The sequence below is a fragment of the Acinetobacter sp. 778_lipA genome (assembly GCF_058242985.1).
Window position 1 is genome coordinate 3841474 of sequence record NZ_JBZAYT010000001.1, and the last position, 14701, is coordinate 3856174.

General features: G+C 38.9%; 9 protein-coding genes. 7 read left to right on the forward strand and 2 right to left on the reverse strand.

The genetic code is table 11. The features are described from left to right. The first annotated feature begins 138 nt into the window (after positions 1 to 138). From AC4CUY_RS18165 to AC4CUY_RS18195, 7 genes are all read left to right on the forward strand, one after another. Positions 139 to 672, forward strand: coding sequence for an LPS-assembly lipoprotein LptE (locus AC4CUY_RS18165; RefSeq protein ID WP_336953546.1), 534 nt, complete (start codon positions 139 to 141; stop codon positions 670 to 672). A 4-nt stretch (positions 673 to 676) separates the two neighbouring features. Beyond that, a complete protein-coding gene (gene holA / locus AC4CUY_RS18170; RefSeq protein ID WP_336953545.1) occupies positions 677 to 1669 on the forward strand; it encodes a DNA polymerase III subunit delta in 993 nt (330 codons plus the stop codon). A 112-nt stretch (positions 1670 to 1781) separates the two neighbouring features. After that, positions 1782 to 3146 carry a MacA family efflux pump subunit gene (locus AC4CUY_RS18175; protein ID WP_419819967.1) on the forward strand — a complete coding sequence of 455 codons (1365 nt, stop codon included), beginning with the start codon at positions 1782 to 1784 and terminating at the stop codon, positions 3144 to 3146. Between the two features lie 2 nt (positions 3147 to 3148). Further along, the gene (locus tag AC4CUY_RS18180) at positions 3149 to 5140 is read left to right on the forward strand and encodes a MacB family efflux pump subunit (RefSeq protein ID WP_490774540.1); all 1992 of its coding nucleotides are present in this window, start codon (positions 3149 to 3151) and stop codon (positions 5138 to 5140) included. A gap of 22 nt (positions 5141 to 5162) precedes the next feature. After that, positions 5163 to 6566, forward strand: coding sequence for an efflux transporter outer membrane subunit (locus AC4CUY_RS18185; protein WP_419358828.1), 1404 nt, complete (start codon positions 5163 to 5165; stop codon positions 6564 to 6566). Between the two features lie 138 nt (positions 6567 to 6704). Further along, positions 6705 to 7661, forward strand: coding sequence for a formylglycine-generating enzyme family protein (locus AC4CUY_RS18190; protein ID WP_490774541.1), 957 nt, complete (start codon positions 6705 to 6707; stop codon positions 7659 to 7661). A 126-nt stretch (positions 7662 to 7787) separates the two neighbouring features. Then, positions 7788 to 8750, forward strand: a complete 963-nt coding sequence (locus tag AC4CUY_RS18195; RefSeq protein ID WP_336953541.1) for a formylglycine-generating enzyme family protein — start codon at positions 7788 to 7790, stop codon at positions 8748 to 8750. A 147-nt stretch (positions 8751 to 8897) separates the two neighbouring features. On the opposite strand, the gene AC4CUY_RS18200 is transcribed toward AC4CUY_RS18195, so the two are convergent. Beyond that, a complete protein-coding gene (locus AC4CUY_RS18200; protein ID WP_490774542.1) occupies positions 8898 to 11864 on the reverse strand; it encodes a hypothetical protein in 2967 nt (988 codons plus the stop codon). Positions 11865 to 11867: 3 nt separating this feature from the next. Beyond that, positions 11868 to 14651, reverse strand: coding sequence for a type VI secretion system Vgr family protein (locus AC4CUY_RS18205; RefSeq protein ID WP_490774543.1), 2784 nt, complete (start codon positions 14649 to 14651; stop codon positions 11868 to 11870). Positions 14652 to 14701 lie beyond the last annotated feature (50 nt).

A 14701-nucleotide genomic window follows, 5' to 3' on the forward strand; every position in this document is an offset into this window, starting at 1 on the left:
TAAGGGAGAAGGTACTTTAGTAGAATAAACAAAACCCAAACAAAGCCCGTTGTCATTCAACGGGCTTTGATTCTAAAATGGCGTGAATTTATAAAGATTAAATATTCCATATCCAATGGAATTTCATGAGGACAAAGCATGCATTTAGTTCAACGTGTTGCTGCAGTTGTATTAACTTTGGGTCTAAGTGCGGGCTTAGTAGGTTGTGGCTTTCATTTAAAGGGCACCAATGCTCAAGCAACACCTTTGGTTTACACCAAATTACAACTAGTATTGCCTGCAAATACTGAAGATCTTGAGAAGAAACTCAGTGTTTATTTAACTGCAACAGGTGTCCAACTGAGTAATTCAAGTGACGCTTATATATTACGAGTATTAGACTACAAGCCTGTTCGTCATGAGTTAAATGGTAAATTGGTGGAAACACTACTCCGTCTAAGTGTTACTTTCCAGATTGAAGATAAACAAGGGAATCCGATTACTGAACCTCGGACCTTAAATGCATCTCGTAGTTATCAATATGATGTTGCAACGGTCAACACAGATGATCAACAATATAAATATCTCAGCCAAATTTTGATTGATGACATTGCACAACAAATGTCGCGTCAAATTGCAGCCAATCGCTTACCTAAAGCACGTACTCTTTCGACCCAACCTGTAGCGCAATAACTCTATGAAACTTGACTATTTACAAGCCCTTAAACGTGTTGATGAAGCGCGAGGTGTCTGGGTTTTACATGGTCAAGAACCACTTTTAGAACAAAACCTACTGGATGCTTTAAGAAAAAGCTGGGCAAAACATGAAGTAGAAAGACAACGCTATGATCTCAATAGCGTTTCCGACTGGAAAAATGTCTTTAATGCTTTGAATAGCTTATCTTTATTTTCTCAAAATCTTGCACTTGAAGTCCATGGCAATATCAAACCTGATGCCAATGGACTCAAACAACTTAAACACTATATTCAGCATAATGAACACAACCTACTTGTGATCATTATGCCTAAACAAGACTCGAGCAACCTAAAGTCAAGCTTCTTTCAAACAGTTGAGGCCAATGGTGTTGTGGTTGCTTTAACCGCTAATTACCCACAAGACCGCCAACGAATATTGTCAATCGAAGCAGATCAACTTGGTGTCCAGTTAAATCAAGATGCCTGGATTTGGCTTGAACAGCACCATGAACACAATCTATTGGCTGCAAAAAATAGTCTGATGCGTGTTGCAGATACCTTCCCTGATCAAAAGCAGATTGAAATTGAACATTTACAAGAATGTCTACAGGATCAATCACGCTATAGTACATTTGATTTAAGTGATGCGTTGATTGCTGGAAACTTGGCGCTGTCAATTAAAATTTTCCAATATCTTGTGGAGTCAGGCGAACCCAACAGTTTAATTTTATGGACAATTAGTAAAGAAATGCGTCTTTTGATGCAGTTGTATGAACAACCACAAAATGCCTTACAGCTCGGTATTTGGAAAACCAAGATTTCTTTGTATCAACAAGCACTTAGACGCTTAAATCCACATTCATTTTTAACTTGGCCACAACTGTTATTGCGTGTAGATGCTGCAATCAAAGGACTCAGCAAAGAAAGCCCAGAACATATCATTCAACAATGTATTGCTGAATTATGTGGAAAAACTTTATTTATCAATGCTTAGATAGATATCAAACAGAATAATTCTCATTTCGATTTATTTTAAAAAATTCACGCTTTATCCTTATTTCCTCATTATAATTTGATCAATTTTTCTCTCAGCCCAAATTATCGCTATGCCAAAAATAAAACCAGCCAAAGCCATTCTTATAGCGGTCTGTCTTGCCATCATTGCAGCGATCGCATGGTACGTGTTAAAGCCTAAAAATACACAACCTCAGTATATAACCTCAGAAGTTACACGTGGTGATATTGAAGATGCGGTTCTTGCAACAGGTGATTTAGAAGCAACCAAGATGGTGAGCGTTGGTGCCCAGGTTTCAGGTCAAGTCAAAAAAATGTACGTCAAGCTGGGTGATCAAGTTAAACAAGGTCAATTAATTGCACAAATTGATTCAGTGCGTCAAAGCAATGACTTAAAAACGGCTGAAGCAAATATTAAAAATCAACAGGCCCAACTGACAACCAAACAAGCGACTTTAGCCAAAGCTGAGGCAGAATATAACCGCCAAAAAAATATGTATGCACAAGATGCAACGTCTAAAGCAGATTATGACAGTGCCTTAGCGGCATTTAAAACAGCACAAGCTGATATTGCTTCGATGGATGCACAAATTGAACAATCCAAACTTACACTTGCAACATCACAAGAAAACTTAGGTTATACCCGTATTGTTGCACCTATGGATGGCACAGTGGTAGCCATTGTGACCGAGGAAGGTCAAACGGTAAACGCCAACCAAAGTGCACCGACGATTGTGAAACTTGCAAAATTGGACACCATGACCATCAAAGCACAAGTGTCTGAAGCAGATGTCATGAAAGTTCAAGAAGGTCAAAAAGTTTATTTCACCACATTGGGTGATAGTGAGAAAAAACGCTATGCAACACTGCGTCAAGTAGAGCCAGCACCAGAATCAATTAACACTGAAACATCAAGCAATTCATCTTCATCATCAACAAGTACAGCAATTTATTATAATGCCCTATTCGATGTGCCAAACGATGACGGTAAACTCCGAATTGATATGACCGCACAGGTGTATATCATTCTGGCTGAAGCCAAAAATGCACTGACTGTTCCTGCTGCGGCATTACAGTCTTCAAACCGTCCACAACGTGCCAATAAATCCGCAAAAGGTGCATCTGGTGCAAATTCAACTCGTTCAGCATCTGCGCCTCAAGGTCAAGCAAATAAAAATGGACAAAATGCTGCTGATCGCCCAGAACGCCTTGAACTCACAGCAGATGAAAAGACTTTGATTGAAGAAGGTAAAGCTTCGGTTTCGATTGTTCGCGTTTTACAGGCGGATGGTAGTGCTCAACGTAAACAAGTTTTAATTGGTTTAAATAACCGTGTAACCGCCCAAGTACTACGTGGCCTCAATGAAGGTGATCAAGTTGTACTAGCAGATGGTTCAGATACATCTAATGACTCTGCAAAACGAAGCAATAAAAACAGTGGCCCAATGAGACTCTAAGCATGGATCAGAACAATCATCAGATCAAACCTCTACTTGAGGTCAGTAATCTGATTCGTGAGTTCCCTGCGGGTGAATCCACTATTCAGATTTTAAAGAGTATTAACCTTAAAATTTACCCTGGTGAACTGGTTGCTATTGTTGGGCAATCTGGTTCGGGTAAATCGACATTGATGAATATCTTGGGCTGTCTGGATCAACCCACATCAGGTAGTTATCAAGTCAATGGTCGTGAAACAGGTCAACTTGAACCTGACGAACTCGCGCAATTACGCCGTGAATATTTTGGCTTTATTTTCCAGCGCTATCACTTATTGGGTGATTTAAATGCCGCAGGAAACGTTGAAGTTCCAGCAATTTATGCTGGTATGGATCCGAGTGTTCGTCAAAAGCGTTCACATGAAATCTTGACTGACTTAGGACTCGGTGAAAAAACTGAAAACCGTCCAAATCAGCTTTCGGGTGGACAACAACAGCGAGTTTCGATTGCCCGTGCTTTGATGAATGGTGGTGATGTCATCCTTGCGGATGAGCCAACTGGTGCACTAGATAAGCACAGTGGTGTCGAGGTTATGCGTATTTTACGTGAACTCAATGCCAAAGGGCATACCATTATCCTAGTTACACATGATATGAATGTGGCAAAAAATGCGACACGTATCATTGAAATCAGTGATGGTAACATCATCGCGGATAAGCCAAATGTTCCCGAACATGATGATGAGATTGATGTTGTTGTCGACCAAGAACCTAAGTCAAATCGTAAAAAATCATCCAAATGGCGCTCTGCATTAGATCGTTTTGCAGAAGCCTTTCGTATGGCATTGCTGGCAATGAATGCCCACCGTATGCGTACCTTTTTAACCATGCTGGGTATTATTATCGGGATTGCATCTGTGGTCTCGGTGGTGGCTTTGGGCAATGGCTCACAAAAGCAAATTCTTGATAACATCAGCAGTTTAGGCACCAATACCATTACCGTCTTTCAGGGACGTGGCTTTGGTGATAACTCGAAAACAGCACAGTTTAAAACCTTGGTTCCAGCAGATGCTGAGGCACTCTCAGAGCAACCTTATGTCGAAGCAGTCAGTCCAACAGTCAATAGTAGCGTAACAGCACGTTTTAAAGACACAGAAGCTTCTGCAACCGTCAATGGTGTCAGTGCTGATTTCTTCTATGTGCGTGGTATGACCTTTAAATCTGGGCAAGCTTTTGATAAAAACAGTATCACTGGGCGAGCGCAGGATGTGGTGATTGATGCCAATACTGAAAAGACTTTCTTTGCAGATGGTACCAATCCAGTAGGCCAAGTGCTGTTATTGGGTAGTGTTCCAAGCCGAATCATTGGTGTGATTGATGCACAGCAAGGTTTTATGGGCAACTCAGACAGTCTCAATGTTTATCTGCCTTATTCAACCGTCATGAGCCGAATGTTAGGCCAATCCAATGTCCGTAGCATCATCGTGCGTATTAAAGATGAATATCCAACTGCAGTTGCTGAAAATGCCATTTTAAGCTTGTTGGAACAACGCCATGGCTCACAGGATGTCTTTACTCAAAACTCTGACAGTATTCGTCAAACCATTGAACAGACCACTCAAACCATGACTTTACTGGTTTCAGCCATTGCGGTGATTTCCTTGGTTGTCGGTGGTATTGGGGTAATGAACATCATGTTGGTGTCGGTGACCGAGCGTACCCAAGAAATCGGTGTGCGTATGGCTGTAGGTGCTCGGCAAAGTGACATTCTGCAACAGTTCCTGATCGAAGCTGTTTTGGTGTGTATTTTGGGCGGTATCTTAGGGGTCCTGCTCTCTTTAGGCATTGGACAGTTGATTGGTCATATTGCCAAAGGCAGTTTCCAAATGGCGTATTCAAGCACCTCAATCATTGCGGCATTTGTATGTTCAACCTTGATTGGTGTGGTATTTGGATTTATCCCAGCTCGCAATGCAGCACAGCTCAATCCTGTTGATGCACTTTCGCGTGAATAACCGAAGAATAAGGAAATTATTAATGCAAATGAATTTAAGCAAACTTGCAAGCGCCTTGATTCTTGGGAGTTCATTGGTCGGTTGTGCGGCTGTGGTTAAAACCCCATACGAGGCCCCTGCTGTGCAAATTCCAAATGGTTTTGTTTATGACAATGCAAAATCGAAACACGTTCAGGCAGATTTATATGCAGATCAGTGGTGGACCTTATTTGGTGATGCTCAGTTAAATCAACTGGTCAATCAAGTAATTCAACGTAATGCTGATTTGGCTGTTGCAGGGATTAACTTACAAACAGCCCGTTTAAGAGCTGGCTTAGCGCGAGACCAACAAGGTCCTCGTGTTAATTCTGGAGTATCTACGGGCCATAGCTTTGACCTTCATTCAGGTGATGATGCTGCCAAAGGTCTATCTCTCAGTGCTGGCGTCAGTTATGAAGTGGATTTGTTTGGAAAATTAGCACGTCAAACGGAAGCATCGAAGTGGGAATCTTTAGCCACTGAACAAGACTTACAAGCGACTGGGCAGACCTTAATTGCCACAACCGCAAATTTATATTGGCAATTGGGTTATTTAAATGAACGCTATAGCTCTGCTCAACAAAGCCTAGCTGCTACTCAAAAAACCTTTGAATTGGTGCGTACTCAATATCGTGCTGGCGCTGTTTCAGGACTAGATTTGACCCAAGCTGAGCAATCGGTACAAAGCCAAAAAGCCAGTTTAAGCCAAATTGAACAGCAACGTGTTGAAACACGTACCGCTTTGGCCGTGTTATTACAAATACCTGTGCAACAGTTAAATATTCAAGAACCACAGCAATTACCGCAGATCAGTCTACCCAATATCTCAGCGGGTTTACCGGCAGATATTTTGTCGCGCCGTCCTGATTTAAAAGCAGCCGAATTGCGTTTACGTGAATCTTTGGCGACCAAAGATGCCACCAAAGCCAGCTATTATCCTTCAATCAGTTTGACGGGGAATTTAGGTTCAACCAGCACATCATTGACAAATTTATTGAAAAATCCTGCACTGACTTTAGGCGCAAGCTTAAGCCTGCCGTTTTTACAATATAATGATATGCAAAAGAATTTAAAGATCAGTGAACTTGACTATGGAAAAGCCATTGTTCAATATCGCAATACCTTGTACCAAGCTTTTGCAGATACTGAAAATGCATTGTCGAATCGTACTGAGCTAGATAAACAAGTCGCCTTTCAACAAAAGAACTTGGAACTTGCGGAAAAAACAGAACGTTTGACCAATGTACGCTATCGTAATGGTGCAATTGCTTTAAAAAATGTTTTGGATGCTCAAGAAACCACGCGTAGTGCTCGTTTGTCTTTAGTCCAAGCCAAGCAAAGCCAATACAATGCTTATGTCACTTTGATGCAAGCTTTAGGTGGTAGTCCGATTAAGCAATTACCTTAAGAATGTGTTGAGATGAGAAAGCCCTGAGGGGCTTTTTTTAAAATTACCATTTGAATAACACAAACGCTCTTTCCGAAAGATTCAATTTACCTTATGATTGATTTATATTTAGTCAACTCCATAATTTAAAACAATATAATGAAACATAATATAATCGCTATTTTACTCTCGAGCTTAGCCTTATCTGCTTGTGCAAAAACAACCAATGAGACACATACCAATTCAACAGCTCAAAAGTCCAATGAAAAAAATGATGTCGAGTTACAACAAAGAATTAAAACACTGGTAGACAAAACCAAAAAGAATATGATTTTTGTACAAGGTGGAACGTTTATGATGGGGGACTTCGGTGAACTCGTCAATAAAGGAAAATTACCCTTTGATGGCGATGGACATAGTAAACCTTTACACAAAGTCACTTTAGATAGTTATAGCCTAAATGCTTATAAGTCCAGTTATGAAGACTTAGACACTTATAGTGCAGCAACAGGGCAACCCAAAGTTATGAATGATCCTGATTTACAAGGTAAAAGATATAAAGATGCAGCTGCAGGGCTTAATTGGTATCAAGCACGCGACTATTGTCAATGGTTAGGTCAACAATTAAATGTGCCAATGGACTTACCAACTGAAGCACAATGGGAATATGCTGCTCGTAACCGTGGACAACAAGTGGTCTATCCCACCGATAATGGTAAAGTAGAATATGGTAAAAACTTTAATAGTTATGAACAACAACAAGCATTCACAGAAACTGTTGCAGAGAATTCGATAATACTCATCACTCAACTCGGTGCCCATCAGCCTACTCCATTAGGTTTTTACGATTTAATCAATGAAAACTTAGAATGGGTCGCTGACTGGTATGCACCTGACTATTATTCAAAATCGCCTGAAAAAAAACCCAAAGGGCCTGAGACAGGTACTGCAAAAGTACTTAGAAGTACCAATATTAATGATGAATATATGATTCGGACTTCTTTTGGCTTTACTTTTTCAAGAATGTTCATGGAACCTAAAAAGCCAAATGATGAATTATCCTACTATACTACCTCTGTTAGATGTGCGGCCAATAGCCCTAAACCTTTATCCTAAATTGTCTTTGTTATAAAACTCAAAGCTCGTTTGACCTTTATATTTTTTAACAGAATCAACCTTTATATCGTGCAAATTAGCAGTTAAGATAAAAACTAAAATACTGATAGTCTTATTTAAAAAATGATGAAACACAATATAATCGCTATTTTACTCTCGAGCTTAGCCTTATCTGCTTGTGCAAAAACAACCAACGAGACACATACCAATTCAACAGCTCAAAAGTCCAATGAAAAAAATGATCTTGAGTTACAACAAAGAATTAAAACACTGGTAGACAAAACCAAAAAGAACATGATTTTTGTACAGGGTGGAACGTTTATGATGGGTGACTTTGGTGAACTCGTGAATAAAGGGAAATTACCCTTTGATGGCGATGGACATAGTAAACCTTTACACAAGGTCACTTTAGATAGTTATAGCCTAAATGCATATAAGTCCAGTTATGAAGACCTAGACATCTATAGTTCAGCAACAGGACAACCCAAAGTTATGAACGATCCTGATATCATTGACAAGAGATATAAAGATGCTGCAGCTGGACTCAATTGGCAACAAGCACGTGATTATTGCCAATGGTTAGGTCAACAATTAAATGTACCTATGGACTTACCAACCGAAGCGCAGTGGGAATATGCTGCTCGTAACCGCGGTCAACAAGTGGTCTATCCCACCGATAATGGTAAAGTAGAATATGGTAAAAACTTTAATAGTTATCAACAACAAAAAGATTTCTCTCGTAAAGTTTCAGGGGATGCCATCATTTTAGTTTCTCAATTAGGTGCATACCAACCCACTCCATTAGGTTTTTATGATTTAATCAATGAAAATTTAGAATGGGTCGCTGACTGGTATGCGCCCGATTATTATTCAAAATCACCTGAAAAAAACCCCAAAGGACCTGAAACAGGTACAGCAAAAGTACTAAGAAGCACCAATACCAGAGATGAATATATGATTCGAACTGCTTTTGGCTTTACATTTTCAAGAACGTTTAAAGAACCTAATTTGCAAGGTCATGACTTTGAAGATTACTATAGAACTTCAGTGAGATGTGCAGCAAATAGTCTCAGCCCAATACAAAAATAAGATTAAATCTAGGTCCATTGGTCTAAGCCTTTAGCATATCTTTCTTACCTAGAGAAAATGCTAAATTTAATTTTTAAATAATTAAAAAAGGCGCTTAGTAAATAAAATGTATAAATTACTTGTTATTCATTAAGCACCTTTATTTGCCTAAGTTAAATATGTGTCATTATCGGGTTCCGAAAATAATGGTCTATCATTGACACTCGCTAAATATAAAATTTCATTATTTTCTTCATATCCTTGCATAATTTTGACTTGTTTAAAAATACTATCATCCTGATTATAAGCAATTTGTGGTAAAGGCCACGTTTTAATACCTTCCAAACTCGTTCTTGCTTCTATAAAGTCTTTAACCCATTTATTGGTAGGTCCGGTATATTTTGTATTGCTATTTAAAGCCAAAACAATATTATCTATTTGAAACCGCACCAAGTTTAAACCGCTGGCTAAAAAATTGATAATATGTCTTTCTAAATTTTTCTGACCACCAGTTATTTTTTCACCCTCTGCATTTATTCGTTCTATAATATTTTTCCATTCATTTACATGCAATGTTGATTTAAAAATATTAACAATTGCTGTTTTTCTTTGATCCAAATAATGAATACCGTCCCAATCTACAGCTGGAAAATCATCATAATGCGCCCAACGAGTATTCCAATGGCATAGTGAATATATCAAAATCCCTTTGGAATTGGGTGTTAAACCAATCAATGACTGTAAATTATTATTAATATTTTGAGCACAGGCCAATTTTGCCTCTTCAGATTTAATTGTAGCTGTCCATTTCCTAAAATCACTAGATACAGCTTCAAAAAAGCGAGATGTATTTTTTAGCTGGATTGAATATTTTTTTAAAATTGTATAATCATTATTTGCTGCAAGCATCGCAAAAAGTTGTGACAATTGTTCAAATAAGTCAGTAGCAATATAGGCCAAATGCATAAAACCCATTTTCAGTAAATTCTTTTTGATAAACAGCATTAAAGATACTAAATCTTTAGGATTAACTTCTAAATCAACCGCACCTTTTGCCCCAACCCCATAACATAAATGAGCAGCCAATTTAATTCTTATCGAACCATTTGTGTGAATATACATATAAAAATTAAATTCTGCTCCTGCACCCCCACTGACTCCAGCGGTAAATGCTGCTTTTGCTAATGTTTCAAACTTAGGGTCTCCACTTGATTCACGAGGATTGCCATTTGCATTAAACCACTGCAATTCAACTTTTGGAGTGAGTGCTAACTGAGCGCCAGCAAAAGCCTTGACTTCCACTTGAGCTTTATTTAGCACATCAGGAGGTATATCTTCATTGCTTTTAACTTCTACTTTTAAGCCTTTTACTGCATCTACTGCATCTTTCATCGATTTTTTAGGATCATGTGAAATTGCTTGTAGTTTTTGATAGCCTGCAACGTTACCAATCGCGACACTCATTTGACCTGCAATTGCTAGATTTGCACCTGCAAATCCTTGTAATGCTGCACCTGCAACAACTCTAATTGTCGCAATGGGATCTCCATCATCAAAAACAATACTCCAACCGTATTTAGATGGCCAAAAAAAGTCCCAATTTGCTCGTCCCTCAAATAATACAAATTTTGCAGCCGCCTTCGCCTCAGCCTTACCATGTAAATGCTCTTTAGACAGATTAAGAGTAGCTTCTGTGCCATTTGTACCGACGAACCTCATCCACTGAGCATCAACAGTGAGTTCATCATTTTCACTCATCATATTATATTGATTAGAGTACTCTCCACCAACACGTCCCAACACAGGTAAATACAAGTCTCGGATACTTTTTTCATCTGCTGACTTTGATTTGTAATTTGCTAATTCAATGCCAACACCATTGATAAACTTTTTTAAGCTATTACTAAACTCTTGGGGATTAGATGTGCTTATCTCATCTGTTCCTTCTCTGGAATTTGCCCCTGTATCACTGGTAATTTTTATTTTAGTTGTGCTTTTATTTATCCTTTGAGTTCTTAACTCTTCAATTCTACGCCTGTTGGCATATCTTCTTAAGATATTCGGATTCCCATTTGAATTTCCACTTGCCTCTATTACAATAACCTCTTGAATTTCTGCACTATTTTTAAATTCTCCATTAATTTTATCTAGTGCTTCTTTTTTCGCAATACCCAGTCTTTCTTCTATTTTCTTAATGTCAGATGGGCTTCTAGACTCAAGCTGTAATTCTAAATCCTTTTTATTCTTATAGATTGAAGATATAGATTTCTCAAAATCTTTAGTCAATTTATCAAATGGCTTAAAAACATCCATCGGTAAAATATAAATTTCATTAGATTCTGGAACAATGATTATTGGTAACGTTGTTTTAGCGCCTAAGCTCGCTGTATAAGTTTCTTTAGGATTTGTAGTGGTACTACTCAATTTAATTTCAAAAGCATGAAAATTCCCTTTGGTTGAAGCAACCAAAGGTGCCATTAATTGGGATTTAAATTTATGTCCATTCAGATCAAATTCGATATAGGTTTTATTATCAGTATACAAAAGATTGGATATCGATTTTTCATTCAATACACTTGGTTTAATTTGTTTGGATGAAGCATCCAACCTTTCATTCTTTTCATTAAATATTCTATAACCGCCTTTGGGGAAATACTTTATCTTTCCACCCAACCTCATAAAAACCTGATATAAAACAAAAGCCTTTTGCAATACCTCAATTTTTTTCTCTACAGTAACTGTTTCTTTTTTTATAGGCTTTAAATCTAGCTTTTGATTAAATACTGACCTCGTATCAATATAGCTATAACTTTCAGCATTTATTCTATAAATTCCATTTTTCCCGTCTCTTGTCTCAGGCTTCTTACCATTAACCCAAATAGTCACTTCTGCATTTAAATAAGCATCAAAATATATTGCTCTTGTCTCTCCTTTACTATTCGTTGAAAAAGAGTCTTGAGCTAATGTACCTCCACCTAGTGAGCTTAAATCTTTTACGATGAGCTTATAATTTACTCCTGCAAGTGAGTTTCCCACATTATCTTTAACAACCAAAATAAGTTTATTATTTTTTGGTTGTAGATTAGCTTTAAAAATGTCTTTATTTTGATTATTTTTTAATGGAAAGCCTCCCATAATTTATTCCTCTACTTTCAAATTGTAGCTATTAATATTTTCATCTTCTATATAAATAGAAATATTTTCTGGTGACCCTGTTGTTACTTTTTTAGTTTTTCCTTGGCTATCTGTAATACCCTGTATAACCTCACCATTTTGTAAAATCATTAAGTACTTTTTGTTCGCTAATGGATTTCCAAATAAATCTTTTGCTTCATAAGTTAAATAACAAGGTGTTTCTTTGAATTCATGAGATTTCATCTCAACCTTCGCACCACTGGTAAATTTCTGTTGTCCCGACTTCACCTCAAACAAACCACCTGTAGTTGCAAATACCCCTGAACCATTGATCTTTAACTCAGAACCATCCCCTATCAGTCTGATTTCTTTCGGGCTGGTAATATAAACTGCTTCTTCAGTAGAGATAATTTGAATACCTTTACGTGCAATCAAATCCGCACCATCGCCTTGTGCTTGGATTTCAACTTTACCTTTTCCAGCAAATAACCTTGCCCCTTCCTGTGCCGCAAAAAGACTGATCTTAGCACTGGCATGCCCAATCAAAGCCTTTTGTGTGCTTAGGTTGATACTGTCGCCTGCGGTATGACTGATTTGCCCATCTGCTGAAAGATGAATATCTTCGTTACTGGCAAGCGCAATCGAATTAGGGGAAGCCAACATCATCACCGCAGACTTAAATGCATCTGCTTTTTTCGGATCTTGTTGGTCTAGTGTATTGATAAATCCTTTTATTCTTTCCAACACTTCCAAAGGATCAGTTTGCTGATTCTTGGCAACTTCACTTAAGGCCTTAGAATTATTTAGGCTGCTTTCTAACTGACTTTTCGCCGCAGTTGCATCAAGGTGATTGCCTGAAGCTGAATCTTGAGCATAGGTACTCAGTAGTAGGCCTTGCCCTGCACGCACTGCACCCCATTGGTCTGTTCTTAGTTCAAAGCCTTCGCCTCGTCCTTCACTCGTATCCGTTTCTTTAGGATGACTCAGATTACCAAGGTTAAGTTGACTCGCACCGTGACTGCTTTGTAGCTGGCTGCTGATTTGCTCTGTGGTATCATCAAATCTAAGTTGCCCATAGCCACTGCCTTTAACTTCTCGACTTTTGATCCCTGCCAGTTTTTTAGTATCAGGCAATTGCCCTTTGTCATCAAATTTCGTTGGGCTTCGTTGCGCTTCATGGATACGCCCCACCACAAATGGTCGGTCAATATTGCCATCAAAGAAATCTATCACGACAATCTCACCAATCCTCGGTAAGAACCGTGCACCATAGCCTTCACCTGCCCACGGGGTCAGTACATCCACCCAAGCGGAATCGGTGTCGTTGTCATTGCTCCCTGCACCACCATCATGACTATGATCTTCATTACGGGTAAATAGGAAGCGAACTTTAATGCGCCCCCATTCATCGACATGAATTTCTTCTCCACTTGGCCCAACCACTTTGGCTCGTTGTGGATGGGTACTTGGACGGTGTTGTAGTGGGTGGTATTCAGGAACAGTGGTGATATTACGGCGTTGTAGTACCAATTGATTGGCTTGGCGTTCTGGGTTGTTTGAGTCTACATTTGAATTGACCCAATTACTTTGTTTGAGCAAGCGATTGATTTGTTCATTCAGATCTTTGGGTAAGTTGTTCTGGTTATAGAATGTCTTTGACGTGATCAGAAATTCTTTGTCTGAGCCACTGTGTTGGTCTATTTCTGGGTGTTCATTCAATTCAAACCAATACCCCACTTGCGCATCACGTACAGTGGAGTTGGCAACAAATTGCTTGGATTGAGCATCGTAATAATGGCTCAGGTTTTGGTTGATCTTTTCAATCTGATTGTTATTTGAAGCGGTTGCTTGATCTTCACCATTCAGGTCTTGAATCCATGCTGGACTGATATGCCAAGCTTGTTCTAAACCAAGACTGGCATTGTTTTGGTTTTGGCTATGTTGATGTTTGCTTTGAACACTGCCTGCACCTTCTTCTTGTTCTAACACATCTGCTTGCCAGCGTTGTACATGGACAGCAGTGGGTTGTAAGCTGCGTTGTCCAATAAAGCTGGTGATGCTGTCTTGTTGTTCTGTGGCACTGCTACGATGGAAACGAATTTTTCTTCGTTCTAGCACTTTGTATTCGCTGTTGTCATCCACTAAACGCAGTTTTTGTGGTTGAATTTGAGTCGCAGAACTAGGCACAATCAATTGCGCCTCATCAATCAGCCAGTTGATCCCTTCACTGCGCATCAAGCGGGTTAAAAATGCATAGTCACTTTCGTTGCTCTGCATAATGAATGGTCGGATATCGTAGTCTTTTTTAAGACCACTTTTATCGAGGCTTAGACTGGAGGCAAAGAGTGGGCTTTTGTCTTGCCATTCTTTAAACAGCGCTTCTATGACTTGAACAACCGACTTGTTCATAAACACTCGGCTGTTACGACGTTTATGCCACAGTGAAGTGGCATCTTCGAATTTGAGTTTATATAGCGTCAGTGCACCATCACTTTGCCCTTGTGCTGCTTCGGTAATCACCCCTGTGCTACGAAACAGTTGTCCATGATCTGTGACTTGATCAATCGCCACTTGGCTACCTATGAATTGTTTAAGCGGAATCGTTGCTGAAGTGGCAAGGCAAATCAGTTCAATAGACACGCCTTGGTTTAGACCATGTTGTCCATCGATGCGTTGTAAGAAGACTTGAGCAGTCAAATCAGGATTGCTAAATTGGATATGCAAGGCTCGTTTTTGCGCAGTCAATCCAAGGTGTTGCAGAGCCGAAAATATATTGGCAAAATTCATTTTCTTATCAAACTTAAAATAATATTAATATTTATGAATATTTAATCAAA

Bases quoted from the DNA above. Each gene is read 5' to 3' on its own strand.
- AC4CUY_RS18205 (WP_490774543.1), bottom strand. From the start codon at position 14,651: ATGAATTTTGCCAATATATTTTCGGCTCTGCAACACCTTGGATTGACT.
- holA (WP_336953545.1), top strand. From the start codon at position 677: ATGAAACTTGACTATTTACAAGCCCTTAAACGTGTTGATGAAGCGCGA.
- AC4CUY_RS18190 (WP_490774541.1), top strand. From the start codon at position 6,705: ATGAAACATAATATAATCGCTATTTTACTCTCGAGCTTAGCCTTATCT.
- AC4CUY_RS18180 (WP_490774540.1), top strand. From the start codon at position 3,149: ATGGATCAGAACAATCATCAGATCAAACCTCTACTTGAGGTCAGTAAT.
- AC4CUY_RS18185 (WP_419358828.1), top strand. From the start codon at position 5,163: ATGCAAATGAATTTAAGCAAACTTGCAAGCGCCTTGATTCTTGGGAGT.
- AC4CUY_RS18165 (WP_336953546.1), top strand. From the start codon at position 139: ATGCATTTAGTTCAACGTGTTGCTGCAGTTGTATTAACTTTGGGTCTA.
- AC4CUY_RS18200 (WP_490774542.1), bottom strand. From the start codon at position 11,864: ATGGGAGGCTTTCCATTAAAAAATAATCAAAATAAAGACATTTTTAAA.
- AC4CUY_RS18195 (WP_336953541.1), top strand. From the start codon at position 7,788: ATGAAACACAATATAATCGCTATTTTACTCTCGAGCTTAGCCTTATCT.
- AC4CUY_RS18175 (WP_419819967.1), top strand. From the start codon at position 1,782: ATGCCAAAAATAAAACCAGCCAAAGCCATTCTTATAGCGGTCTGTCTT.